Source organism: Mesorhizobium sp. M1328 (genome assembly GCF_040318075.1).
Classification (GTDB): Bacteria; Pseudomonadota; Alphaproteobacteria; order Rhizobiales; family Rhizobiaceae; genus Mesorhizobium.
The window spans coordinates 491,654-514,688 of the sequence record NZ_JAMYLO010000002.1 but is presented as its reverse complement, the minus strand read 5'-3'; the positions used below and the strand labels follow the sequence as shown (position 1 = coordinate 514,688).

24 protein-coding genes are annotated in these 23,035 nt (G+C 63.7%); 14 read left to right on the top strand and 10 right to left on the bottom strand.

From position 1 onward, the window contains the following. Positions 1-67 precede the first annotated feature (67 nt). Positions 68-514 (top strand): redox-sensitive transcriptional activator SoxR, encoded by a 447-nt coding sequence (gene soxR / locus NKH23_RS07045; RefSeq protein ID WP_352466819.1) that lies wholly within the window; start codon positions 68-70, stop codon positions 512-514. Here soxR and NKH23_RS07040 read toward each other — a convergent pair. Continuing rightward, complete coding sequence (locus NKH23_RS07040) at positions 511-768, bottom strand: hypothetical protein (protein ID WP_023679487.1); 258 nt, start codon at positions 766-768, stop codon at positions 511-513. The two genes, soxR and NKH23_RS07040, sit on opposite strands and share 4 nt — an antisense overlap. Before the next feature lie 105 nt (positions 769-873). Between NKH23_RS07040 and hemF the strand changes: the two genes are divergently transcribed. From hemF to NKH23_RS07025, 3 genes are all read left to right on the top strand, one after another. Then, positions 874-1,788 carry an oxygen-dependent coproporphyrinogen oxidase gene (gene hemF, locus NKH23_RS07035; RefSeq protein WP_352912542.1) on the top strand — a complete coding sequence of 305 codons (915 nt, stop codon included), beginning with the start codon at positions 874-876 and terminating at the stop codon, positions 1,786-1,788. 258 nt (positions 1,789-2,046) lie between these two features. Beyond that, positions 2,047-2,307, top strand: coding sequence for a DUF1344 domain-containing protein (locus NKH23_RS07030; RefSeq protein ID WP_023679489.1), 261 nt, complete (start codon positions 2,047-2,049; stop codon positions 2,305-2,307). A gap of 283 nt (positions 2,308-2,590) precedes the next feature. Further along, entirely contained in the window at positions 2,591-2,776 is a 186-nt protein-coding gene (locus tag NKH23_RS07025) for a DUF1059 domain-containing protein (RefSeq protein ID WP_292662162.1), read from the top strand. Between the two features lie 3 nt (positions 2,777-2,779). Here the strand turns inward: NKH23_RS07025 and NKH23_RS07020 are convergent, their stop codons facing one another. Genes NKH23_RS07020 through NKH23_RS07010 form a run of 3 tightly spaced genes read right to left on the bottom strand, consistent with a single transcriptional unit; the run spans position 2,780 to position 5,320 of the window. Beyond that, entirely contained in the window at positions 2,780-4,048 is a 1,269-nt protein-coding gene (locus NKH23_RS07020) for a CCA tRNA nucleotidyltransferase (RefSeq protein WP_353034381.1), read from the bottom strand. Continuing rightward, entirely contained in the window at positions 4,045-4,677 is a 633-nt protein-coding gene (locus NKH23_RS07015) for a CoA pyrophosphatase (protein WP_352713193.1), read from the bottom strand. The genes NKH23_RS07020 and NKH23_RS07015 overlap by 4 nt, the downstream gene beginning before the upstream one ends. A gap of 13 nt (positions 4,678-4,690) precedes the next feature. After that, a complete protein-coding gene (locus NKH23_RS07010) occupies positions 4,691-5,320 on the bottom strand; it encodes a DUF1285 domain-containing protein (RefSeq protein ID WP_352714559.1) in 630 nt (209 codons plus the stop codon). Positions 5,321-5,465: 145 nt separating this feature from the next. Between NKH23_RS07010 and NKH23_RS07005 the strand changes: the two genes are divergently transcribed. The 4 genes from NKH23_RS07005 to NKH23_RS06990 are packed head-to-tail and all read left to right on the top strand — an operon-like array spanning position 5,466 to position 12,294. Next, positions 5,466-6,470, top strand: a complete 1,005-nt coding sequence (locus tag NKH23_RS07005; protein WP_292662167.1) for an AAA family ATPase — start codon at positions 5,466-5,468, stop codon at positions 6,468-6,470. Next, positions 6,470-7,384 carry a DUF58 domain-containing protein gene (locus NKH23_RS07000; RefSeq protein ID WP_352912544.1) on the top strand — a complete coding sequence of 305 codons (915 nt, stop codon included), beginning with the start codon at positions 6,470-6,472 and terminating at the stop codon, positions 7,382-7,384. Before NKH23_RS07005 ends, NKH23_RS07000 begins: the two co-directional genes overlap by 1 nt. Next, entirely contained in the window at positions 7,381-10,203 is a 2,823-nt protein-coding gene (locus NKH23_RS06995) for a DUF4159 domain-containing protein (protein ID WP_352978794.1), read from the top strand. The genes NKH23_RS07000 and NKH23_RS06995 overlap by 4 nt, the downstream gene beginning before the upstream one ends. A gap of 3 nt (positions 10,204-10,206) precedes the next feature. After that, complete coding sequence (locus NKH23_RS06990) at positions 10,207-12,294, top strand: hypothetical protein (RefSeq protein WP_352713201.1); 2,088 nt, start codon at positions 10,207-10,209, stop codon at positions 12,292-12,294. 165 nt (positions 12,295-12,459) lie between these two features. Here the strand turns inward: NKH23_RS06990 and clpS are convergent, their stop codons facing one another. From clpS to NKH23_RS06975, 3 genes are all read right to left on the bottom strand, one after another. Then, positions 12,460-12,765 (bottom strand): ATP-dependent Clp protease adapter ClpS, encoded by a 306-nt coding sequence (gene clpS, locus NKH23_RS06985; RefSeq protein ID WP_023679498.1) that lies wholly within the window; start codon positions 12,763-12,765, stop codon positions 12,460-12,462. A 256-nt stretch (positions 12,766-13,021) separates the two neighbouring features. Beyond that, positions 13,022-13,237 (bottom strand): hypothetical protein, encoded by a 216-nt coding sequence (locus NKH23_RS06980; RefSeq protein ID WP_352713203.1) that lies wholly within the window; start codon positions 13,235-13,237, stop codon positions 13,022-13,024. A 36-nt stretch (positions 13,238-13,273) separates the two neighbouring features. Continuing rightward, the gene (locus NKH23_RS06975) at positions 13,274-13,618 is read right to left on the bottom strand and encodes a hypothetical protein (protein WP_292665026.1); all 345 of its coding nucleotides are present in this window, start codon (positions 13,616-13,618) and stop codon (positions 13,274-13,276) included. 237 nt (positions 13,619-13,855) lie between these two features. On the opposite strand from NKH23_RS06975, the gene NKH23_RS06970 reads away from it, so the two are divergent. Together NKH23_RS06970 and NKH23_RS06965 are read left to right on the top strand one after the other, a co-directional pair. Further along, positions 13,856-14,572, top strand: coding sequence for a response regulator (locus tag NKH23_RS06970; protein WP_352466812.1), 717 nt, complete (start codon positions 13,856-13,858; stop codon positions 14,570-14,572). Then, complete coding sequence (locus NKH23_RS06965; RefSeq protein WP_352978791.1) at positions 14,569-15,978, top strand: ATP-binding protein; 1,410 nt, start codon at positions 14,569-14,571, stop codon at positions 15,976-15,978. Before NKH23_RS06970 ends, NKH23_RS06965 begins: the two co-directional genes overlap by 4 nt. A 109-nt stretch (positions 15,979-16,087) precedes the next feature. On the opposite strand, the gene choV is transcribed toward NKH23_RS06965, so the two are convergent. The 3 genes from choV to choX all read right to left on the bottom strand — a co-directional run bounded on the left by choV (position 16,088) and on the right by choX (position 19,172). Further along, positions 16,088-17,269, bottom strand: a complete 1,182-nt coding sequence (choV, locus tag NKH23_RS06960) for a choline ABC transporter ATP-binding protein (protein WP_352978789.1) — start codon at positions 17,267-17,269, stop codon at positions 16,088-16,090. After that, positions 17,266-18,120 (bottom strand): choline ABC transporter permease subunit, encoded by an 855-nt coding sequence (gene choW / locus NKH23_RS06955; RefSeq protein WP_352978787.1) that lies wholly within the window; start codon positions 18,118-18,120, stop codon positions 17,266-17,268. The genes choV and choW overlap by 4 nt, the downstream gene beginning before the upstream one ends. Positions 18,121-18,236: 116 nt before the next feature. After that, positions 18,237-19,172, bottom strand: coding sequence for a choline ABC transporter substrate-binding protein (gene choX / locus NKH23_RS06950; protein ID WP_352978785.1), 936 nt, complete (start codon positions 19,170-19,172; stop codon positions 18,237-18,239). A gap of 236 nt (positions 19,173-19,408) precedes the next feature. Here choX and NKH23_RS06945 point away from each other — a divergent pair, with 236 nt between their 5' ends. The 4 genes from NKH23_RS06945 (at position 19,409) to NKH23_RS06930 (ending at position 23,022) form a co-directional block, all read left to right on the top strand. Beyond that, complete coding sequence (locus tag NKH23_RS06945; RefSeq protein ID WP_352713219.1) at positions 19,409-20,020, top strand: thymidine kinase; 612 nt, start codon at positions 19,409-19,411, stop codon at positions 20,018-20,020. 126 nt (positions 20,021-20,146) lie between these two features. After that, on the top strand, positions 20,147-20,536 hold the full coding sequence (locus NKH23_RS06940) for a c-type cytochrome (RefSeq protein ID WP_352978781.1): 390 nt from the start codon (positions 20,147-20,149) through the stop codon (positions 20,534-20,536). A gap of 216 nt (positions 20,537-20,752) precedes the next feature. Continuing rightward, a complete protein-coding gene (locus tag NKH23_RS06935) occupies positions 20,753-21,841 on the top strand; it encodes a hypothetical protein (RefSeq protein ID WP_292660727.1) in 1,089 nt (362 codons plus the stop codon). Between the two features lie 35 nt (positions 21,842-21,876). After that, on the top strand, positions 21,877-23,022 hold the full coding sequence (locus tag NKH23_RS06930; protein WP_352912552.1) for a hypothetical protein: 1,146 nt from the start codon (positions 21,877-21,879) through the stop codon (positions 23,020-23,022). Positions 23,023-23,035 lie beyond the last annotated feature (13 nt).

Genomic DNA, 23,035 nt, shown 5'->3' with positions numbered 1-23,035 from the left:
CGTTTGCATCTTCGAGGCTTCTTCGCTACAAGCTCAACTTAACTTGAGGTCAAGCGGAAACTCGGAGATGGCTGCGGCAACGGAATTAACAGTCGGCCAGGTGGCGACGCGCAGCGGCGTGGCGGTGTCGGCGCTGCATTTCTACGAAGCACGCGGGCTGATCCGCAGCCACCGCACATCAGGCAACCAACGGCGTTACGGCCGCGACGTGCTGCGACGTGTGGCGATCATCAAGGTGGCGCAGGAGGTCGGCATTTCGCTGGCCGAGATCGGCGCCGCACTTCGATCATTGCCCGAAGGCCGGACGCCGACGCGCGAGGATTGGAACCTGCTTTCGACGGCTTGGCGCGACGAGCTCGACCAGAAGATTGCCCAGCTCAAGAAGCTGCGCGATGGGCTCACCGACTGCATCGGCTGCGGCTGCATGTCGATCGACAAATGCCCGCTGAGGAACAAGGGCGACCGGCTGAGCACCCGGGGGCCGGGAGCGAGACGTTTGCTGATCGAGCGTTAATCCGCCGCCGGCAGCCGCCTGATGGTGAATTCGATGACGTCGCCCGGCCGCTCGAACCAGCTCTCGATCTCGGTCCAATAGGCCTGCTTGGGAAAGCGCTCGAACCATTCCTTCGCCTTGAGACGAGCGTCGGAGCGCGGCAGCACGAAGGTCTCGCGCAGAAATCCGTCGCGCGGCATGCGCGCGTTCTCGGCGCGTGAACGGTCGAGCCTCTTCTTCAGGCCATCCAGCGGCGGTCTTGCCGGGGTGCGCAGGAAAGAACTGCTTTGACACTTGACCCTTGCACCTAAGAGATTAGGGATCGCGGCCGGAAAAGACGAGTCATTTGTCGGGGTACGCCCCGCAACCGGAGACAGGATTTGCAACGACCCGAGATACCGGCGGGGCTGCCAGCCGACATCGAACAGAAGAAGATGAAGGCACGGCTGTGGTTCGAGACGTTGCGCGAGCGCATCTGCGCCAGCTTCGAGCAGATCGAGCAGGACCTGCAGGGGCCGCAGGCCAGCTGGTCGCCCGGTCGCTTCGAAAAGACGCCGTGGCAACGCGATGCCGGCAAGGGCGGCGGCGGCATCATGTCGATGATGCACGGCCGCGTCTTCGAGAAGGTCGGCGTCCACACCTCGACCGTCCACGGCGAGTTCTCGCCCGAATTCAGGAAGCAGATGCCGGGCGCCGAAGAGGACCCGTCCTTCTGGGCGAGCGGCATTTCGCTGATCGCCCATCCGTGGAACCCCAACGTACCGGCAGTGCATATGAACACGCGCATGGTCGTCACCTCGCGCCAGTGGTTCGGCGGCGGCGCCGACCTGACACCGGTGCTCGACCGCCGCCGCAGCCAGGACGACCCCGACACGATCGCCTTCCACAGGGCGATGCAATTTGCCTGCGAGAAGAACGCGGCGATCGCCGACTACGCGAAATTCAAGGCTTGGTGCGACGAGTACTTCTATCTGCCGCACCGCGACGAGCCACGCGGTACCGGCGGTATCTTCTTCGACTGGCTGCATTCGGGCGAGGACAAAGGCGGCTGGGACGCCGATTTCAACTTCGTCCAGGACGTTGGGCGATCTTTTCTCGTCGTCTACGGACATCTGGTGCGCGCCAACTTCAATGATAACTGGACCGATGGCGACCGTGACGAGCAGCTCATCCGTCGCGGCCGCTATGTCGAATTCAACTTGCTTCACGATCGCGGCACCATCTTCGGGCTGAAGACCGGCGGCAATGTCGCGTCGATCCTGTCCAGCCTGCCGCCTGAGGTGAAATGGCCGTAAAATCTCGGTGAGCGCAACGTGAGCCGCAATCGGGTCCAAATCCCCAGAATTTGACGGCGAATGTGGCGCAACGCGCGCCAGAAAATATCTTTTTCGTCTAATATTCTATTGAAAAGATTGGGCTATTTGTCGCGTCGGGCCGGGAAACGCCGGCGGTTCTTTACTCCCGAGAGCCGCGACCCGACGTGACCGGACGGCCCATGATTGAATGGGGCACCTTTCCCAAGCGGGTGCCCGCATTTTCCAGGAGAGCATGCCATGCGCAAGCTTATTATGACCGCGGCCGCCGCTGCCGTTCTCGCCTCTGGTACTGCCGCATTCGCTGCGGTCAAGCACACCACCGGCACGATCAAAAGCTTTGATGGAACGGCGATGAGCCTAGTTCTGGATAACGGAGCCACCTTTACGTTGCCCCAGACCTTCAAGGATCCTGGCCTGAAGGTCGGCGAAAAGGTCCGCGTCACGTGGGATATGAGCGGCAAGGATAAAATTGCTGAGGCAGTCAAGATCGTGAAGTGATGTCCTGCCCGCTGGAGCAAGACAAGGTCTTGCCTCCGGGGTAGCGTAAGAGGGCGGAGCAGCGATGCTCCGCCTTTTCGCAATCCGTACCCTTGAGCACTGCGTGTCGGCTTGGACGCGCGGCGCTCTAAGGCAACCAAAACCGTTCGATCGTGTTATGCTAAGCTGGCCAGCGTGTAACCCGGATACCGGACCCGGTTTCCGGATGCTGCGCAAGATCAAAGGTCTGGAGCTTCCGTGTCAGTGCGCTGCGGCGCTCCAAGGAGGAGATGAGGAGAAGCCGATGAAGGAGTTCCATTGCGGGTCGCTCGTACCCGGCTGCGAGTGGCACACACGCGCCGAGGAGGAGGCTGAGGTCATGCGCCGTGCCGTCGAGCATCTGCGCGAGACGCACGGCGAGACGGTGATCCGCGAGACGATGATCGAGGCGATCCGCTCGCGCATCGAAAAGGCCCGCGACGCAGCGTGACGGTTAGGATTCGAGTGCCTCTGCGGCGCGCTTGAGCAGCGCGCCGCGATCAAGCGCAAAACCGGACTCGACCCATTCCTTTTCAAGATTCTTCAACGTTGCACCAAGCTTCGGCCCCGGTGATGCGCCAAATGTCGTCAGATCGGCGCCCTTGACCGGAAAAACAGGGTTTTGCCATTTTGCGGCGAAGGCAAGCAGGCGCGAGAAGCCGCCGGCTTCGAGCAGTGCGTCATTGTCTTCGACCGCGCGGGCTCGAGCGGAAGCGAGCAACAGCCGCAACCGATCGACAAAGCCTTGGCGGTCGCCAAAATAGAGCCTTTTCGCCAACTCTCCTTCGGTCGTTTTCGGATCGACGGCAGCCGTGATCGCCCAATGCCGCAGGCGGCTTGCCTCGCTCACAGAAAGCCTCAATCTCTCGGCAAGCGTTTTCATGCGCGCGGCATCCGGCGGCACGATGGCTTCCAGCCTGAGCAGCGGGTCCGGCGCCCAGGCCAGGTCCTTCTCGGTCTTGGTCAGCCCGTGGATGGCATCGATGCCCCATTTCTCGCTTTCCGGCAAAACGGCGGTCAGAACGCCGGCCTGACGCATCCACAGCAGCGCCCGTGACGGATCGGGCGCTGACAGCAATTTCTTCAATTCCCACCAGACGCGCTCGACCGAGAGCTGGTCGAGCCCCTGCTTCAGCCTGGCGCAAGCCTTCAACCCTTCGGCATCCGGCCTGCCGTCGCCATACCAGGCGAAGAAGCGGAAGAAACGCAGGATGCGCAGATAATCCTCGCGGATGCGCGCTTCCGGATCGCCGATGAATCGCAGCCGCCGCGCTTCGATATCGGCGATCCCGCCGACCAGATCGACGACCGTTCCATCGGCTTCGGCATAGAGTGCATTGATGGTGAAATCGCGCCGCTCAGCGTCGGCTTTCCAGTCGCGACCGAAGGACACTTTGGCGCGCCGGCCGTCGGTTTCGATATCGGCACGCAGCGTGGTGACCTCATAGGCCTTGCCGTGGGCGACCGCGGTGACGGTGCCATGCTCGATGCCGGTCGGCACCGTCTTGAAGCCCGCCGCCTCGGCGCGCCGGATGGTTTCCTCAGGCACCGTGGTGGTGGCAATGTCGATGTCGGCGACAGGCTGTCCGATAAGCGCGTTGCGCACGGCACCGCCGGCGACGCGTGCCTCCTCGCCGCTGTCGGTGAGCGCGGCGAGCAGGCGCTGCAGGTGGCTTTCGCCGAGCCAGCCGGCCTTGCCAGCAATCGACACCGGATTGCTCACGAATAGAGCCTTTCATAAAGCGTTCGGATGATACCCGCGGTGACGCCCCAGATGCGCTGGCCGCCATAGGGCATCTCGTAATAGAACCATTCGAGGTCATTCCACATGCGACTGTCTCTGGTGTGGTTGGCGGGGTCCATCAGAAAGCCCAGCGGCACTTCGAAGACGGCATCGACCTCGTCGGAATTCAGCGTCAGGCTGAAACCGGGCCGCACAATCCCGAGCACCGGGGCGATGCGATAGCCGCTGCCGGAGACGTAGTCCGGCAGACGGCCGATGATCTCGATGTAATCCCTATCGAGACCGATCTCCTCGAATGTCTCGCGCAATGCCGCCGCTTCCGGGCTCGCATCGGTTGGATCGATGGTTCCGCCGGGGAAAGCCACCTGCCCCGAATGGTTGCGCAGCTTTTCCGCCCGCCTGGTCAAAAGGACCGTGGCTTCATGGCCATGATCGACCACCGGGATCAGCACGGCGGCGTCGCGCAGCGCCTTGGCCAGCTTCAGCCTGGCATGGCCCGGATTGAAGCGGTGGTCGCCAAAATCGTCGCCGGCATGCGCCAGTGGCTGCGCCGCGACGCGCTGGCGAAACTCGGCAGCGGAAAACGGCAACGGCGTCACCTGATCCATCATAGACGGTCCATCATGCGCTCAGCCGTTTCAGTTTCTCAGCCGGCATGATTGGATAGACCTCGCCTTTGGAACGGACGGCAAACATCGTCTTGCCGCCGATGTCGATCTCTTCGCCGTGCTCGACCAGCTCGTACATCACCGGCCGCGCCACCAGCGCCTCCAGCCGCCCGCGCACCAGCACGTAGGGCTTCAGGCCACCTGTCTCATCCTCATCGACGAAGCGCAGCGGATGCTCCGCCCCAGCCTCGACCACATCGCCGACATTGGTGCGAAAGGTGATGATTTGTCCGTCGCCGGCGCCCGACACATCCATCTCGACGGCAATGAAGGGCGCGTCGGCAACGCGGATCCCGACCTTTTCCACCGGCGTCACCAGGTAGGTCCTACCGTCCTCGTCCTTGCGCAGCACCGAGGAAAAAAGCTGCACCAGCGGCATCCGGCCAATCGGCGTTCCCAGATAGAACCAGGTGCCATCCTGCTTGATCTCCATGTCGAGATCGCCGCAAAACGCCGGATTCCAGCGTTCCACCGGCGCCTGCCCCTTGCCGGCGCGCGTCGCGCGCGAGACCAGCGCCTCCAGCCCGCGCGCCTCGGTCGCGGCCGTCAGGCTCTCTTCACGATGGTCGGCGGCTTCTGTCATGGTCACGAAATAGTCACTGTTGTTCCGCTTGTCAGCCTAAGTCTGTGATTTAAGTTCATTGCAGGCGCCATGCGAGGCCGAATCGCGGCATTCTGCGGCACCCAAGGTGCCAAGCGGTATTTCCAACCAGAAGGATCGATGCTGCATGAGCGTTATGATCAAGGAAAGCCCGATCAGCGAAAAAGACATGGTGGCACAGGCCGAGAAGGCGCTGGCCGACATTTCGAGGGTCCGCGACGGCGTCGGCCGGGTCATCTTCGGCCAGGAAAGCGTCGTCGAGCGCACGCTGGTTGCGTTGCTGGCCGGCGGCCATGCACTGCTGGTCGGCGTGCCCGGCCTAGCCAAGACCAAGCTGGTCGAAACGCTGGGCATCGTGCTCGGCCTCGATTCGCGCCGCATCCAGTTCACGCCCGACTTGATGCCATCAGACATTCTCGGCTCCGAGGTGATGGAGCAGGATGAATTCGGCAAGCGCTCGTTCCGCTTCATTTCCGGGCCGATCTTCGCGCAACTGCTGATGGCCGACGAGATCAACCGCGCCTCGCCGCGTACCCAGTCGGCGCTGCTGCAGTCGATGCAGGAATACCACGTCACCATTGCCGGCGTGCGCCATGACCTCCCGTCACCGTTCCACGTTCTGGCGACGCAGAACCCGCTGGAGCAGGAAGGCACCTATCCGCTGCCGGAAGCGCAGCTCGACCGCTTCCTGATGCAGGTCGACATCCTCTACCCCGAGATCGAGGCGGAGCGCCGCATCCTGCTGGAAACCACCGGTATCGAGGATGCCAAGGCTGAAAACGTGCTGCAGCCGGCGCGGCTGAAGGATATCCAGACGCTCATCCGCCGCATGCCGGTGCCTGAAAGCGTCGTCGAGGCGATCCTCAAGCTGGTGCGTTCGGCGCGCCCCGGCCAGGGCAACGCCGATACCGACAAGCACGTCGCCTGGGGCCCAGGCCCGCGCGCCAGTCAGGCGCTGACGCTGTGCGCCCGCGCCCGCGCCCTCTATGACGGCCGGTTGGCGCCGTCGGTCGACGACGTTCGCGCGCTCGCTGAGCCGGTGCTGCAGCACCGCATGGCGCTGACCTTCGCCGCCCGCGCCGAGGGCACCACGGTTCGCGATGTCGTGGCGAAGCTCGCGAAAGGGATTTGATGGCGCGCATCGGTGAAGCGCAGGCACCGGCAGCGACGCGCGATGCGCTCGCCAGAGGCCGGTTGCGGGCTTCGTTGGTGCCGGACCTGCTGGTCGAGGCGCGCCGCATCGTCAACACGGTAATTGCCGGCTGGCATGGCCGCCGCAAGCGCGGCATCGGCGAGAATTTCTGGCAGTTCCGGCCCTATGTCGAAGGCGATTCCTCGCGCATCGACTGGCGCCGTTCCGCTCGCGACGACCACACCTATGTCCGCGACCGTGAATGGGAGGCCGCCCATACGGTGTGGCTGTGGGCCGACCCCTCGCCTTCCATGCTCTACAAATCGACCGGAGCCAGCGTTTCCAAGGAATCGCGCGCCCTGGTGCTGGCGCTGGCCATGGCCGAGCTTTTGTCGCGCAGCGGCGAGCGCATTGCCTGGCCGGGCCTGACCGACCCGTTCACCGCCCGCAATGGCGCCGAGCGCATCGCGGCGCAACTGATGCACGCCGCCGACCTGCCGGCAAAGCCCGACCTGTCCGGCATTCGCCGCTTCTGCGACATCGTCCTCGTCAGCGATTTCCTCGACCCGGTCGAGGACACCATAGCCTGGCTGGACGTGCTCGCCCGCCACGGCGTGCGCGCACATCTGATCGAGGTCGCCGATCCGGCCGAGGAAAGCTTCCCCTATGCCGGGCGCACCGAATTCACCGATCCTGAGACCGGCGACAAGCTGACCGCCGGCCGCGCCGAAATGCTGGGCGAGGAATATCGCCTGCTTTATGCCGCCCGCCGCCAGGAACTGGCTGCCTGGTGCAAACGGCTTGGCTGGAGCTTTACCGTCAATCATACCGATCGCCTTGCCTCCGAGGCGCTGGTGCACATCCACATGGCGATGACCGCCGAGGGCAGCTTTGCCGGGAGGGCCCGCGCATGAGTTGGCTGCCGCTCTCCTTCGGGGCGCCGATGGTGCTGTGGGGCCTGCTGGCGCTGCCTGTGATCTGGTGGCTTCTGCGGCTGACCCCGCCCAGGCCGCAAACCGAGGTGTTTCCGCCGCTCAGGATTCTCGCCCGCGTGCTGAGGCGCGAAGAAACGCCGCAGCAGAGCCCTTGGTGGCTGACGCTGCTCAGGCTGCTGATGGCCGCGCTTATCGTGGCAGCACTTGCCGAACCCGTCTTCAACCCGCGCGAAAAGCTGCCGGCCGAGGGCGCCGCCCTGGCGCTGGTGATCGACAATGACTGGGCAAGTGCCGCCGACTGGGGCAAGCGCGTCGCCACCGCCGAGCGGCTGATCGCCGATGCCAATTCGAACGGCGTGCCGGTGCTCATCGCTTTCACCGCCGAGAAGCCGAATGCCGAGATCGGTCCCTTCGATGCCGCTGCCGCGCTCGACCGGCTGCGCGCGGCAATGCCGCGGCCGATCCCGACCGACCGCCCCGCCGTCTACGCCCGCGTCGCGTCAGCCTTGGAGTCGCTGCCGGGCGCCAGCGTCGCAGTGCTCGCCGATGGCTTGGCGGCGCAAGGCGACGAAGCCGCCTTCAACACGCTGTTGTCGAAGAACGCAGCACGCGTCGTCTGGGCCGTCTCCGACCGGCTGTCGCTGACCGGCCTGACCGGCGCCGACAACCAGGTCGACGGCTTCGCCCTGACCGCCATCCGCGCACCGGGCGATCCGGCACCTGCACAGGTGACGGCCGGCGCCTTCGACGACAAGGGCCGCCGCATCGCCGACGCGACGCTGACCTTCGCACCGGGCGGAACCACCGCCACCAGCACGATGGCGGTGCCGTTCGAACTGCGTAACGACTTCGCCTACATCGCGCTCGATGGCGAGCGCCAGGCCGGTGCCGTCCGCGTGCTCGATGAGAGCTCAAAACGCCGCCGCGTCGGGCTGCTGTCGCAGGCCGAGGCCGACCAGGCGCAACCGCTGCTGTCGCCGCTCTACTACATCCGCCGCGCCCTGCAGCCTTTCGCCGATCTCGTCGAGCCGTCGAGCGTCGATCTCGCCGACGCCATCCCGCAACTGCTCGACCAAAAACCGGCGATGATCGTCATGGCCGATGTCGGCACCATTCCGGAACAGGCACGGCGAAGGCTGGTCGACTGGGTCGACAAGGGCGGCACGCTGGTGCGTTTTGCCGGTTCGCGGCTGGCGGCTGCCGGCAATGACGACGATCTGCTGCCGGTCCGGCTGCTTACCGGCGAGCGATCGCTTGGCGGCGCGCTGTCATGGACGGCACCGCAGCCGGTCACTGAATTCCCGAAAACCGGCCCCTTCGCCGACCTCGCGCCGCCCACCGAGGTCACCGTCACCAGGCAGGTGCTGGCCGAACCGACGCCCGACATCGTCGAGCGCACCTGGGCCACGCTTGCCGACGGTACGCCGCTGGTGACCGGGATGAAGAAGGACAAGGGCACCCTCGTGCTGTTCCACGTCACCCCCGAGGCGACGTGGTCCAACCTGCCGATCTCCGGCAGCTTCGTCGAGATGCTGCGGCGCATCGTGCAACTGTCGCGCAACCAGGGCGCGGCGGTCGCCAATGCCGAGGCCGCCGCGACGTCGCTGGCACCCTATCGCATGATCTCCGCCGACGGCACGCTGGTGCCGCCGACGCCGGATGCCAGGCCGCTGGTGCCCGGCGCCGGCCCGCAGCCGGTGACGCTGGAAAACCCGCCCGGCCTCTACGGCTCCGAGACGGGAGTGTTCGCTCACAATCTGCTCGTTGGCGACAGCGCATTCACGCCGCTGGCCCGGCCTGAAATCACCGTGCCGGTCACCACCATCCAGTATGCCTTCGACGAGCAGCGCAACCTCAAAGGTCCGCTGGTCACGGCGGCCCTGGTGCTGATGGTGCTCGACACGCTTGCCGTATTCTGGATGGGCGGCCTGTTGTCGCGCCGGCCGCGCCGTGCCGGCGCTGCGGCGACGGCAGCCGTCCTGCTGATTGCGCTCGGCGCCTTGATTGGCCACGCGGACGTCGCGCGTGCCGACGACGCCAAACCGGGAGATACGGAGGCGATCGGGGACATTTCAAAGACCCGGATCGCCTATGTGCTGACCGGCGAGCCGGGTATCGATTCGATCAGCCGCGCCGGGCTCGAAGGCCTGACCCGATTCCTCATCGAAAAAACCGCGCTCGAACCCGGAGCACCGGCCGGCGTCGACATCTCGAAGGACGAACTGTCCTTCTATCCGCTGATCTACTGGCCGATCGATCCCTCGGCCCCGATGCCGAGCGAGGCCGCCATCGCCCGCGTCGACGCCTATATGCAGCAGGGCGGAACCGTCTTGTTCGACACCCGCGACCAGTTCGCCAATGGCATTGGTGCGGATTCGACCAGCCCGGCGACGGAGCGGCTGCGCGACATCCTCGGCAACCTCAACGTGCCACCGCTGGAACCGGTGCCGTCGGACCACGTGCTGACCAAATCCTTCTACATCCTTCCGGAGTTTCCCGGCCGTTTTGCCGGCAGCCCGCTTTGGGTCGAGGCATCGCTTGAAGCCAGCAACACCGAGAACCGCCCGGTGCGCACCGGCGACGGCGTTTCGCCAATCATGATCACCGCCAATGATTTCGCCGGCGCTTGGGCCGTCGACGAGAATGGCGACCCGCTATTGCCGACCGTGCCGTCGGATCCGATGCAGCGCATCTATGCGCTGCGCGCCGGCGTCAACATCATGATGTACATGCTGACCGGCAACTACAAATCCGACCAGGTGCACGTCCCGGTGCTGCTCGAACGGCTGGGGCAATAGACCATGAACTGGTCGCTCGCCTTCGAACCGCTCACCACCTGGCCGCTGCTCGCAGCGGTTGTGGTGCTGCTGCTGCTGCTGGCGCTAGTCGGCCTTTGGTTTCGCCAGCGCGGCGCGGTCTTCCGCCTGGCAGCCCTGATTGCTCTGGCTGCGGCGCTGCTCAATCCGGTGTTCCTCGACGAAGAACGCGAGCCGCTGAAAAGCATCGTCGCCGTCGTCGTCGACCGCAGTCAGAGCCAGGATATCGGCGACCGCACCAAGCAGACCGACGCGGCGTTGGCCGGTCTTCAGCAGCGTCTAGGCCGCTTCAAGCAGTTCGACGTCCGTGTCGTCGAAGCCGGCAAGTCCGAAGCCGCCGACGAGCGCACCGAGACGCGGTTGTTTTCCTCGCTCGAAAATGCTTTCCGCGACGTGCCGCCATCGCGCATTGGCGGCGCCATCATGATTACCGATGGCGAGGTCCATGACGCGCCACCCGGCGCGCCCGACTTCAATGCCCCGCTGCATGCGCTGATTACCGGCAACGACCATGAAAAAGACCGCCGCATCCGCTTCGAGAATGCGCCGCGTTTCGGCCTCGTCGGCAAGCCGCTCGACATGACCTATCGCGTCATTGCCACCAACAACGAAACCGGCCCGGTCGACGTCCGCGTATCGGTCAACGGCGAGCAGGTATCGGTCGAGCACGCCAACATCGGCCAGGCGATGCCGCTGCAGGTGACCATTCCCAACGCCGGGCGCAACATCGTCGAACTCGCCATCAACCACGAGCCGGGCGAACTCACCGACACCAACAACCGCGCCATCGCGCTGATCGACGGCATCCGCGAAAATCTGCGCGTGCTGCTTGTTTCCGGCGAACCGCATGCAGGCGAGCGCACCTGGCGCAATTTGCTGAAATCCGACGCTTCGGTCGACCTCGTGCACTTCACCATCCTGCGCCCACCGGAAAAGCAGGACGGTACGCCGATCAACGAATTGTCGCTGATCGCCTTCCCGACGCGCGAGTTGTTCGTCGAGAAGATCAAGGATTTCGACCTGATCATCTTCGACCGCTATCAGCACCGCGACGTGCTGCCGATCCTCTATTACGACTACATCTCCGAATATGTCGAAAAAGGCGGCGCGCTGCTAATCGCGGCCGGCCCCGAATACGCCGGCGAAAGCTCGATCGCCCGCACGCCGCTGATGTCGGCGCTGCCGGCAATGCCGACCGGCGAGGTCATCGACAAGGCCTTCTATCCGCGCCTCACCGATACCGGCCAGCGTCATCCAGTAACGCGCGGGCTTGATGGCTCGGCGACCGAGCCGCCGCACTGGAGCCGCTGGTTCCGCACCATCGGCGTCGAGAACCCCGAGGGCGAGGTGGTGATGAAGGGCGCCGACAACCGGCCGCTGCTGCTGCTCGACCGCAAGGGCGAAGGCCGCGTCGGCATGCTTCTGTCCGACCAGGGCTGGCTGTGGGCGCGCGGCTTCGAGGGCGGCGGGCCGCATGTCCAACTCTACCGGCGCATCGCCCACTGGCTCATGAAGGAGCCCGAACTCGAGGAGGAGCGGCTGACCGCCGACGGCCGCGGCATGGTGCTGGAGATCCGCCGCCAGACGATGAGTGACGATCCCGGCCCGGCGCAAGTCATCACGCCGTCCGGCAAGGCACTGATCGTCAGGCTTGAGAAGTCCGAGCCAGGCGTCTTCCTCGGCAGCGTCGAGACCAGCGAAATCGGTCTCTATCAGGTCGGCAATGGCGACCTGACGGCATTGGCCCATGTCGGGCCGGTCAACGCGCCGGAATTCACCGACGTCGTCTCCACCGAAAACCGGCTGAAACCACCGGCTGAGGCAACCGGCGGCAGCGTTCGCCGGCTGGCGCCTGCCTCGGCACTTGGCAATCTCACCAGCACGGTCACGCTGCCCTCCGTCGTCCCAGTCCGTTCCTCGGGCGCGGCTTCCGGTAATGACTGGATCGGCCTGCGCACCACCGACGACAGCGTGCTCAAGGCCGTCTCGCGCGTGCCGCTGTTCGGCGGCTTCCTCGGCCTCGGCCTGCTGCTTCTGGCGATGGGCTCGATGTGGTACCGCGAAGGGCGGTAGTTCCCTTCTCCCCGTCTCTATACGGGGAGAAGGTGCCGGCAGGCGGATGAGGGCGGCGCCGGCGCTGTGAAACTTTCTTCAGACATTGCGCTGCCCCTCACCCTGCTCCGTCCGGCAAGCCGGGCCTCGCCTCCCTCTCCCCGTAAACGGGGCGAGGGAGGAGCTCTACTCCTCCGGCTCCGTCGTGAACATCAACGGGTAGCCCTTGGCCTTGCCGGCATCGGTTGCCCGCGCCGCCTTGGTCTCGGCGACATCCCTGGTGAAGACGGCGACGACGCAGACGCCGCGCCGGTGCGCGGTGATCATTATCCTATGCGCCTGGTCTTCACTGAGCTTGAACTCGGCCTTCAGCACCGTCACGACGAACTCGCGCGGCGTGAAATCGTCATTGACCAGGATGACCTTGTAGAGCTTCGGCCGTTCGACCTTCGGCTTCGTGCTGGTACGGGGTTTTGTGGTGATTTCAGGCATTGGACCGGCAATTGCGTACGACAGCTTTGCGGTCATTTTGACATGGGCAAAAGCGGTCGTCCATTCAACCGCGCGCGATCGGCTTCCCGGCGGGCGCAGTTCAAAAGTCCGTGCCTATGTGGGAACTGCCGTCTGGCGTTCAACGGAGGGTGTGGGCCGGGACTGACCCTATTGTCTGCACGCAACAAAAAGACGACCGCTCCAGGCAAATCGCAACTGGAGCGGTCTTCTCATAGGGTAGAAAGATGTCGCTTGATCAGGCCTTCGGAGCTGCCTTGACCGCGTGCTTCTTGTGCTTCTTGACGGTCTTCTTGGCAGCGACCTTCTTCACGGCCTTGGCCGGCGCAGCGGTCGTCGTTGTCGTCGCAGCCGGGGTGGTGGTCGCGGCATTGGCGCTGCTGGCGCCGAGAACCGGCATCGAGAAGGCCAGCGCGATGGCGAGACCGAGGGCGGAGAGGAGGGACTTTTTCATGGCTTCACTTCCTTTTTGTGCAGATCGGGTTGAGTGTCACTGAACGGGATCGATCGGTGTCACTCCAAGCAGCTTCAAAGCGTTCGCGAGCATCCGGATTCCCTGTGCCTGTTTCTTGTTGGCGCAGAACCGGTTTCCCTTTCTTTGAAGTGCTTTCGCCGCGGTGACCTGCGTTGCCGCGGCATGGGTTTCGAGGGCTTCGTCAAACTGGCGGTTCAGATCGATGCAACGCTCGCTGCGGGTGGTCGCCACCTTTGCATCGGCCGCCTTTGCATTGGCCACCTTCGCATCGGCCAGTTTTGCGTCGGCTTGTTCAACCGCGGCCGTGACGAGCGAAATGGAAAGCAACGCACCCATCAGACTGATCGAGAACCTTTGCATTGGTCTGTCCGTAATCCCGTAACGCGTGTCGCAGCCGATGACCTGACCGCCACGGCACCACTTATGCCTTTGATTTTTTTCGGTAGTTTTTCCGGATTGTAGAATTTTGTTTCTGGATTGTTTCTGGGCAGCCCGGATCGAGCCGCCGATCTCCACTGGCCAACTTATGGCCTGAATTCTATCGTCTGGCTGACGGCCGAAGCACGGCTTGGGCGATCCACAAATGACAGGTTCCCTGTGAAATCCGACCCCCACATACTGATCGTCGACGACGACAAGGGCATTCGCGACCTGCTTCAGGAATTCTTCCAGAAGCGAGGGCTGCATACATCGGTCGCCGCCGACGGCACCGAGATGGAGACCGTGCTGCGCCGCGCCCAGGTCGACCTGATCGTTCTGGACGTCATGCTGCCCGGCAGGAGCGGCCTGGAGCTCTGCCGCGAGTTGCGCGCCAATTATTCGACACCGATCATCATGCTGACCGCGGTCACCGAGACCACCGACCGCGTCGTCGGCCTGGAGATGGGCGCCGACGACTACGTGCCGAAACCCTTCGATCCGCGCGAGCTGCTCGCACGCATCCGGGCCGTCTTGAGACGCAATGGCGCCGCCGAACCGCGACGCGCCGCCTCGCGGCAAATCTACCATTTCGCCGGCTGGACGATGGACTGTTCGCGCCGCCGGCTGATGGCGCCGGGCGACGTCAGGATCGAGCTGACGATGGCCGAATTCAACCTGCTGCAGACCTTCGTCAAGAGCGCGCAGCGCGTGCTGAGCCGCGAGCAGCTCATTGAGCTGTCCGGCGGCGACAGCGGCTACAGCTTCGACCGCAGCGTCGACATTCTGGTCAGCCGGCTGCGGCGCAAAATGGAGGACGACCCGAAAACGCCGAAGTTGATCCTGACCGTGCGCAGCGGCGGCTACCAGTTCCTGCCTGAGACGACCTCCGAATGAGACGCATTCTGCCGCAAACGCTGCCGGTCTGGGTGCTGCTCATCGTCATCGCCGGCCTGCTGATCAGCCAGATCGCGACCCTCTACATCGTTTCGCGCGACCGTGCCGCCGCCAATGACGTCGTCGATCTCTATCGGCTCAACGACCGCGCCTTCTCGCTGGTGCAGCTGATGCATGACGCCACCCCCGAACAGCGCAAGGCGACGGCCTCCGGCCTGTTCAACGCCACTTATGCGCTCACCGTCTCCGGCACGCCCGCTGTTACTTCCTCGATAGCCGGCGACGACGAGCTGGCCGAATTGGAGGACATATTGGTCGGCCGGCTATCGAAGTTCGGCATCACCGACGCGCGGGTCCGCCGCGACCCGGCAACGCACGAAGCCGACGCTCCCGGTGGGACGGTCGCCGGTCCCGATATCGGCCAGGTCGAGCGCGACCTGCTGGTGCTGGCGGCCGATTTCGCCCAGAGCGACAAGCTGACGGCCTCGCTTCGCTTTGCCGACGGGCAATGGCTGAACTTCACCGAACCGAACACGCCGGCCGGGCCGATACTGAGCTTCGAGAGCCTGCCGCTCTATGCCTTGATCGCAGGGCTGGTGGTGGCTTCCTCGATCTGGTCGCTGCGCCGGCTAACGGCGCCGTACCGGATGATGGAGACCGCGGTGAACCGGATCGGCGAGGACCTGAAGAGCCCGCCGATCGCCGAGAGCGGCAGCCGCGAGGTGCGCACCGCGGCAAAGGCGGTCAATGCCATGCAGGCAAGGCTGCGCGCCTATGTCGAGGACCGTGAGCATCTTGCGGCCGCACTGGCGCACGACCTGCGCACGCCGCTGACCAGGATGCGGCTGCGCCTCGAATTGCTCAGGAATTCCATCGTCCGCGCCGCACTGGCGCACGACCTCGCCGACATCGAAGGCATTGCCAGCTCGGTCATCGACTTCGCCACTTTCGAGGTGACCGAGGAGAAGAGCGAGAGGATCGATTTCTGGTCGCTGGTGGAATCGATCGCAGACGGCTTCGAGGAGGTCTCCTTCGACAATGAGTACACGCGCTCGCGCGGCTTGATCTGCATAGCGCGCCCAGTCGCGCTCCGGCGCTGCGTCACCAACCTCGTCCAGAATGCGGTGACCTACGGCAAGAAGGCGCATCTCAGCCTGCGTCAATCGGACAGGATCATCACGCTGGCGATCCGCGACGAGGGTCCGGGCATACCGCAGGCCGAGCTCGACGCCGTGTTCGGCTCGTTCGTGCGCCTGGAACAGTCGCGCAACCGCCAAACCGGCGGCCTCGGCCTCGGCCTGACCATCGCCCGCAATATCGCCCGCGGCGCCGGCGGCGAAGTCAGCCTGTCCAACCATCCCGATGGCGGCCTGATGACGGAGTTGCGCCTGCCGCTGGCGGTGTAGAGAGCGGTCGGTAAAACTGCCAGCCTCCCCAACTGTGAGGAGATGTCCGGCAGGACCGGAGGGCGCGAAGAAACGCTACGAGCCGTTTCGTTCTTCCAGAGGAAAACAACTACCTTCGCAACACCGCGCTCAGCACATCCCTGACGCCGATGGCGCCGACGAAGCGCGACTGGTCGTCGAACAGAGCCACCGGTGCGGTCTGCGAGCGATGCATGGCCAGCATCACGGTCTTTAGCGAGGTGCCGGGGTTGGCCCAGAACACCTGCGCCGTCTCTTCCGGCTGGGCCTCGACATCGGCGCAGGACACCCACACCGCCGGCTTGCCGTCGCGCTCCGCCGCCACCACCAGCCCGTGTTCGTCGATTTTGAAACGCGTCGTCTTGCGCCGGTCGAGCCACACCCAGCCGTCCTCGCCGTGCTCGAGGTCGCGGCGGTCGCGCATGACGTTCCACGCGGTCAGCACCGAGAGCGGGTTCACATTGGCGATGAAGTCGCGGACATAGTCGTTGGCAGGCCGCAGCACGATGTCTTCCGGCGCACCGGTCTGCACGATGCGCCCACCTTCCATGATGGTGATATGGGTGCCGATCTTCAGCGCCTCCTCGAGGTCGTGGCTGACGAAGATAATGGTCTTCTTCAGCTCGGCCTGGAGCTGCAGCAACTCGTCCTGCAGCTTGGTCCGGATCAGCGGATCGAGCGCCGAGAACGGCTCGTCCATCAGCAGGATCGGCGCCTCGGTGGCAAAGGCGCGCGCCAGGCCGACGCGCTGCTGCATGCCGCCGGAAAGCTCATGCGCGTATTTCTTCGACCACTGGTCGAGATGGACTAGCCTCAGCTGCCTGTTCACCCGCTCCTTGCGCTCGGCTTCGGGTACCCCGGCGAGTTCGAGGCCGAGGCCGACATTCTCCTCGACGGTGCGCCACGGCAGCAGGCCGAACTGCTGGAACACCATTGCCACCTGCTTCTGCCGCAGCCGCCGAAGCGTCGCCTCGTCGCAGGTGACGACGTCGACCGTACCATCGCCGTCCTTGACCAGCACCTGGCCGCGCGAGACGACGTTCAGCCGGTTGACGGCCCTGAGCAGCGTCGACTTGCCGGAGCCGGACAACCCCATCAGCACCGAAATCTCGCCTTCGTTCACGGTGAGGCTGGCGCCGGCGCAGCCCAACACGTTGCCCGTCTGTTCGAGGATCTCGGCGCGGGTGGCGCCGCTGTCGATCAGCGCCAGCGAGCCGGCCTGGTCGGCGCCGAAGACGATGTCGACATTCCTGAAATCGACGGCGACGGTCATTTCTTGCCTCCCACGCCGATGCGCGTCATCCGGTCGAGCACGATGGCGAGCACGACGATGGCCAACCCTGCCTCAAGCCCGAGGTCGATCCTGCGCGAACCGAGCGCCCGGTTGATTTCTGTACCGAGCCCGCCGGCGCCGATAAGGGCGGCGAACACCACCATCGACAGCGACAGCATGATCGATTGGGTCAGCCCAGCCATGATGGTCGGCAGTGCCGAAGGCAGCTCGACCTTCCACAGCAGCTGGCGCTTGGTGGCGCCGAAAGCTTCGCCCGCCTCGACGATCGATTTCGGCACCGAGGTGACGCCGAGATGGGTGAGCCGGACCGAGGTCGGTATGACGAAGATGATGGTGACGATCAGGCCGGGCGCGTTGCCGAGGCCGAACAGGGTCAGCACGGGGATCAGGTAGACGAAGGTCGGCAGCGTCTGCATCAGGTCAAGTACCGGCAGCATGACGCGATAGATCTTCGGCTTGTGCGCCGCCCAGATGCCGAGCGGCACGCCGATGGCCATCGACACGGCGGCGGCGGCAACCACCAGCACCAGCGTCTCCACCGTCTGCTTCCACAGATTCTGGTTGAGGATGAACAGCAAACCGATGAACACCGCCAGGGCCAAGCCTTTCGAGCGCTGCAGGAAATAGGCGAGCAAAGCGATCAGCGCGATCAGCAGAACCGGCGGCAGCAGCAGCAGCGCGTCGACGATGCCGTCGAGCAGGAAATTGAGGCTGTTGGAAAAAGCCCTGAAGACGGTGTCGAAATTATCGGTGAGAAAGCCGAAAAACGCCTTCCCCCACGCCCCTATGGGAATCTTGTAGCTGACCAGGAATTTGGAGATCGGATCCATCTAGCCCCTCTTCTGCCGGCGCCGTCCTTGCCGGACGGTCATCTTGTCACAGGATATGAAAAAGGGCAGCCATGTCTACCGTGGCTGCCCCTCGTCTTGTCGTGCAAGCGGTCAGGTCAGCTTCCGAGCGCTGTTTTCACCGCTGCCGCCGCATCGCCGCCGTCGAAGGTGGTGACGCCGGCGATCCAGGGAGCGACCGCGTCCGGGTGCTTCTTCAGCCAGTCTGTGGCTGCGGTGTTGCCGTCAGCACCCTTGATGATCGCGTCCATTATCTCGCCTTCCATGTCCAGGTTGAACTTCAGGTTGGTGATGAACTTGCCGGCATTGGGGCACTCGGTTGTGTAGCCCTTGCGCACATTTGTGTGCACCGTGGCAGCGCCGAAGCCGCTATCACCCATCCCCTCGAGATAAGTGATCTTCATGGCGCCCATCACCGGATGCGGCGTCCAGCCGAGGAAGGCGATCCATTCATTGTTCTTCATCGCCTGCTCGGCCTGGGTGAGCATGCCGGCCTCGGAGGATTCGACCAGATCGAAGCCTTCGAGATTATTTTCCGGCTTCGCGATCATATCGAGAATAATCTTGTTTCCGTCATTGCCGGCCTCGATCCCGTATATCTTGCCGTCAAACTTGTCCTTGAACTTGCCTAGATCGGTCAGCGTCTTGACGCCTGCGTCAGCGACATAGGTTGGCACCACCAAGCCGTAGCCAGCGCCCGCAAGGTTCTCGCTGATAGTCTCGACCGAGCCGTCGGTTGTGAAGGGCTCTATGATACTAGCCATCGACGGCATCCAATTACCAAGGAAGACGTCCACGTCTTTGTTTTTGAGCGATTCATAGGTCACCGGCACTGCAAGCTGAATCACTTTCGGCTCGTAGCCGAGCGCGGTGAGCAGAACCGAGGCTATGCCGGTGGTCGCCTGGATGTCGGTCCAGCCGACATCGGACAGCCGCACCGTCTTGCAGCTTTCCGCATCGCCGGCGAAGGCCCCAGTCGTGGATAGAAAAGCCGCCAGGCCGAGGCCGGCGACGAATGAATTCAGACGCGACATGAAAATTCTCCCATTTCAGTTCTCGGTGAAGCGAAGCGACGGTTTTATCTCCGCCTTGTCGCGTCAGCCAAACATCATTCTGCTGCGGTTTCAAGCACTAAGGCAATCACGAACAACGGCGCAGGCTGGCCGATCAGCGACACGCCCGCCGCTTTCCGGATAGAAGCCGCCTTTTCCCGGTGGGATGTAGGCGCTCCCCCTCCCCGCTTTGTTGCAACTCGGCTTAAAAGGACGGCATGGCCAAGCTGTACTTTCACTATGCGACGATGAATGCCGGCAAGACGACGATGCTGTTGCAGGCCTCGTACAATTACCGCGAGCGCGGCATGACGACGATGCTGTTCATCGCCGGCCACTACCGCAAGGGCGATACCGGGCTGATCTCGTCGCGCATCGGCCTGGAGACGGAGGCCGAGATGTTCCGCGACGGCGACGATCTGTTTGCCCGGGTCGCCGAGCATCACGACCACGCCACGGTGCATTGCGTCTTCGTCGACGAGGCGCAGTTCCTCGAAGAGGAGCAGGTCTGGCAACTCGCCCGCATCGCCGACCGGCTGAACATCCCGGTCATGTGCTATGGCCTGCGCACGGATTTCCAAGGCAAGCTGTTTTCCGGCTCGCGCGCCCTGCTGGCGATCGCCGACGACCTGCGCGAGGTGCGCACCATCTGCCGTTGCGGCCGCAAGGCGACGATGGTGGTGCGCCTCGGCGCCGACGGCAAGGTGGCGAAACAGGGCGAACAGGTGGCGATCGGCAAGGATGTCTATGTCTCGCTCTGCCGCCGCCATTGGGAAGAAGAAATGGGCCGCGCCGTGCCCGACGATTTCATCGGCTTCACCAAAGCCTGAACCAGCGCTATTGCTTTCATCCGACCTCCCGGCCGACATTCGTTCCGCAATCGCGCCATCGTGCGGCGCTTGTTAAGGTTTGCTTCCTATTTCAGAACCTCTCAGCCAGAGCCGTCGGGATTTCCCATGCTTCGAGCCATTTCGTCTGCCGCTGCTTTCCTCATCACCGGCACTCTTGCCGCGCATGCCGACGGCGATGCTGCTCTCGGCAAGAAGGTCTTCAACAGATGCATGGCCTGTCATGAGGCAACGAGCGACCGCGACAAGGTCGGCCCGCATCTGCTGGGTGTCGTCGGCCGGACCGCCGGCACCGCGGACAGTTACCTCAGCCGCTACTCGCAGGGGATGAAGGACGCGGGCGCTGCCGGCCTGGTCTGGGACGAAGCAAACCTTGCCGAATACCTGCGCGCGCCGCGGCAGAAGGTCCCCGGCAACAAAATGGCCTTCTCCGGCCTGACCAGCGACGACGACATCGCAAACGTCATCGCCTATCTCAAGGCCGATCCCAAGCCCTGAGCGTCGCTCCCGAGCAAAAGTCCAGCCGCGGTTGGAAGCGGTGCCTGACCGGCCGGCAGTTACACCGTAATCATTGCCTGACTATCCTGCCGTCGGCCTCCTGAAATTCTTTTGTTTTCCTGTAATCCCATGTCTTCCGTCTTTCATTCGCCAAACCCGGCACATATATTCGCGGCGGTTTGCGACACGAAACCGATGCCGAAGCGGGAGGCCCCAATGGCGACATTGCAGAATTTCGATGCCGAGATTGCCAAGACCAAGCAGGTCGTGGAGGACATGCGCACCAAGATCGAGCAGTCCGGGAGCGTGCTCGACACGCTCGCCACCGCCGACAAGAAGATCGGCGATGCCAATTTCGACATCGAGAATGCCCGCATCGAGGATGTGCTGAAGCAGCAGAAGGTGATGGAAGGCAATATCGCCGACCTGATCATCGGCCTGGAGGACGCCACCAACGTCTTCGGCGCCGAATTCGAGAGCATGAAGAACTACACCGGCTGGGAAAGTTTCGTCGGCGTCTTCTCCAGCCAGCGCAAGCAGCGCATGCGCACCGACCGCGTCCGCAACATGTCGCTGGCCGGCAATCTGCAGGAGCTGCTGGCGAAATCCGACACCATCGTCGGCATCCTCAAGGCGCAGAAGCAGGTTCTCGACACCCGCTACAAGACTTCCGAGGCCAGCCTGTCGCAGGTGATCGAGCGCCGCAAGACCACCATGTCCAATCTCGAGACCGTGCAGAAGCGCATCGAGGAACTCAACCCGATGCTGCTCGACATCGAGAACAAGATCGCCGCCTCGACCAGCCAGAAGGAGCGCACGCAGCTTGAGGGCGAACGCTCGAAACTGGCCACGGAATACAACGAGAAGCAGGCCAAGGAGCAAGAATTGCTGGCCGAAAGCCAGACGCTGGAGCGCTACACCTCGATGTTCCAGACCTTCGTCGATTCGCTCAACAACCAGATCGCGGCGCAATCGACGCTGATCAACAAACTGACCATCGATACCGAGCAGCGCATCGTGCTCTACAAGGCCTTGGAAGATTCGCTGAAGACCGCCGCCCAGCAGGATGTCGCCCACAAGATCAACACGCTGGGCAGCCAGGTCGATAACACCGCCGAAGAGACCATGGCCGGCATTGGTGCTGCCTCGCAGAAGCACATTGGCGATCTGCTTGAAATGCACGAGAAGAACATGGTCGCCACCGCCGACATCCAGCGCCGCAAGAAGCTCGCGGACGATGCCTTCGCCCGCCGCTTCGACGATGTGATGAAGAAGCACAATTCGGCAAATTACGTGCAGTCGTAATTGCTGCACGTGCACTGCTCCCAAGGGCTGGCAGCATGACCCCCGAAAACGAAGCCGCGGCGCGCTATTTCTCGGCGATCGCGGCGGCACTTGGCGGCCTCGAAGTGTTCATGCGCGACGATCGCTCGCCGCTCTACCGGCACGGCATCGTCGCCAAGGTCGTCGCCGAATATATTGCGCGGCTCGACAAGTCGTTCTCGTGCTGGCGCAACCGGCTGGGCTTCACCGAGACGTTCCGCATCTCGCGCGCCGAAAGCGGTTTCCCGGTCTTCCAGAACCTGCTCGAGTTGGAAAACGACCGGCTCCAGGCCGATGCGCGCCTCGCCAATCTCCCGCTGGCCGATGAGCTGCGCGAGGAAATGGCGGACTTCATCCTGCGCCACAAGGAATTCCCCGAAGCGCTGCAGAAGTCGATGGCCGAGCGGCTTTACCTCGAGGACGTCAAGAGCGAGACCACCTTCGGCCCGTTCACGCTGGCCCAGACGGTCAAGGTGTCGGTCAATCCGAAGACGTTGCGGCCCTATTATCTGGTCCACTGGGCCTGCTTCGACGGCAGCGCCAACCTGCCGCTCGTCTATATGGTGACGGTCGAGGATTCCTCGGACGACATGATCCGGCAGCTTGTCGACTCCAATGGCAAACTTAATGAGAGGGTCGACATCCCGCTGCCGGTCGACGGGTTGCTCAATCCCGAGCTTGCCCACCGTTTCGACGATTTCACCGAGAAGAATTCCGCCTACGCGCTGTCGCCGGCGACCATCGCGGTCAACCTCGACAAGGATTTCGAGCCGCTGCATCCCAAGCAGCTGCGTCGCGTCGTGCTCGGCCCGTTCTATTCTGCAGGGATTACCGACAACAATTCGACGGTGAGCGAAGTGCTGGCCAAGGTCCGCAAGCCGGAAAACGCCTGGCTGCTGACCTGGACCATCCAGGAGGTCTTTTCCAAGGCCGAAAAGCCAGGCCGCAAGGGGTTGTTTTCGAGCGAAAAGACGACGCAGGAATTCTTCATCAATACCGACGATCTCGAGGCCGCGCGGCAAGGCGTGTCGAGCTATGAGAACCATGCGCTGATTCCGCACGAGGCCTATCAGGCGCTCTATGCCGCCGGCGAGGCGCAGAAGATCTTTTCGGGCTACAAGGTCCACATCCTGTCGAATGGGCAGGTCATCAGCGACGTCTGACCGTCAAATCGCG

Excerpts from the sequence above, each read along its gene's own strand:
- soxR (WP_352466819.1), top strand. The coding sequence starts at position 68 with ATGGCTGCGGCAACGGAATTAACAGTCGGCCAGGTGGCGACGCGCAGC.
- NKH23_RS07030 (WP_023679489.1), top strand. The coding sequence starts at position 2,047 with ATGCGCAAGCTTATTATGACCGCGGCCGCCGCTGCCGTTCTCGCCTCT.
- NKH23_RS07025 (WP_292662162.1), top strand. The coding sequence starts at position 2,591 with ATGAAGGAGTTCCATTGCGGGTCGCTCGTACCCGGCTGCGAGTGGCAC.
- NKH23_RS07015 (WP_352713193.1), bottom strand. The coding sequence starts at position 4,677 with ATGGATCAGGTGACGCCGTTGCCGTTTTCCGCTGCCGAGTTTCGCCAG.
- NKH23_RS07010 (WP_352714559.1), bottom strand. The coding sequence starts at position 5,320 with ATGACAGAAGCCGCCGACCATCGTGAAGAGAGCCTGACGGCCGCGACC.
- NKH23_RS07005 (WP_292662167.1), top strand. The coding sequence starts at position 5,466 with ATGAGCGTTATGATCAAGGAAAGCCCGATCAGCGAAAAAGACATGGTG.
- NKH23_RS07000 (WP_352912544.1), top strand. The coding sequence starts at position 6,470 with ATGGCGCGCATCGGTGAAGCGCAGGCACCGGCAGCGACGCGCGATGCG.
- NKH23_RS06995 (WP_352978794.1), top strand. The coding sequence starts at position 7,381 with ATGAGTTGGCTGCCGCTCTCCTTCGGGGCGCCGATGGTGCTGTGGGGC.
- NKH23_RS06990 (WP_352713201.1), top strand. The coding sequence starts at position 10,207 with ATGAACTGGTCGCTCGCCTTCGAACCGCTCACCACCTGGCCGCTGCTC.
- clpS (WP_023679498.1), bottom strand. The coding sequence starts at position 12,765 with ATGCCTGAAATCACCACAAAACCCCGTACCAGCACGAAGCCGAAGGTC.
- NKH23_RS06980 (WP_352713203.1), bottom strand. The coding sequence starts at position 13,237 with ATGAAAAAGTCCCTCCTCTCCGCCCTCGGTCTCGCCATCGCGCTGGCC.
- NKH23_RS06975 (WP_292665026.1), bottom strand. The coding sequence starts at position 13,618 with ATGCAAAGGTTCTCGATCAGTCTGATGGGTGCGTTGCTTTCCATTTCG.
- NKH23_RS06965 (WP_352978791.1), top strand. The coding sequence starts at position 14,569 with ATGAGACGCATTCTGCCGCAAACGCTGCCGGTCTGGGTGCTGCTCATC.
- choV (WP_352978789.1), bottom strand. The coding sequence starts at position 17,269 with ATGACCGTCGCCGTCGATTTCAGGAATGTCGACATCGTCTTCGGCGCC.
- choW (WP_352978787.1), bottom strand. The coding sequence starts at position 18,120 with ATGGATCCGATCTCCAAATTCCTGGTCAGCTACAAGATTCCCATAGGG.
- choX (WP_352978785.1), bottom strand. The coding sequence starts at position 19,172 with ATGTCGCGTCTGAATTCATTCGTCGCCGGCCTCGGCCTGGCGGCTTTT.
- NKH23_RS06945 (WP_352713219.1), top strand. The coding sequence starts at position 19,409 with ATGGCCAAGCTGTACTTTCACTATGCGACGATGAATGCCGGCAAGACG.
- NKH23_RS06940 (WP_352978781.1), top strand. The coding sequence starts at position 20,147 with ATGCTTCGAGCCATTTCGTCTGCCGCTGCTTTCCTCATCACCGGCACT.
- NKH23_RS06935 (WP_292660727.1), top strand. The coding sequence starts at position 20,753 with ATGGCGACATTGCAGAATTTCGATGCCGAGATTGCCAAGACCAAGCAG.
- NKH23_RS06930 (WP_352912552.1), top strand. The coding sequence starts at position 21,877 with ATGACCCCCGAAAACGAAGCCGCGGCGCGCTATTTCTCGGCGATCGCG.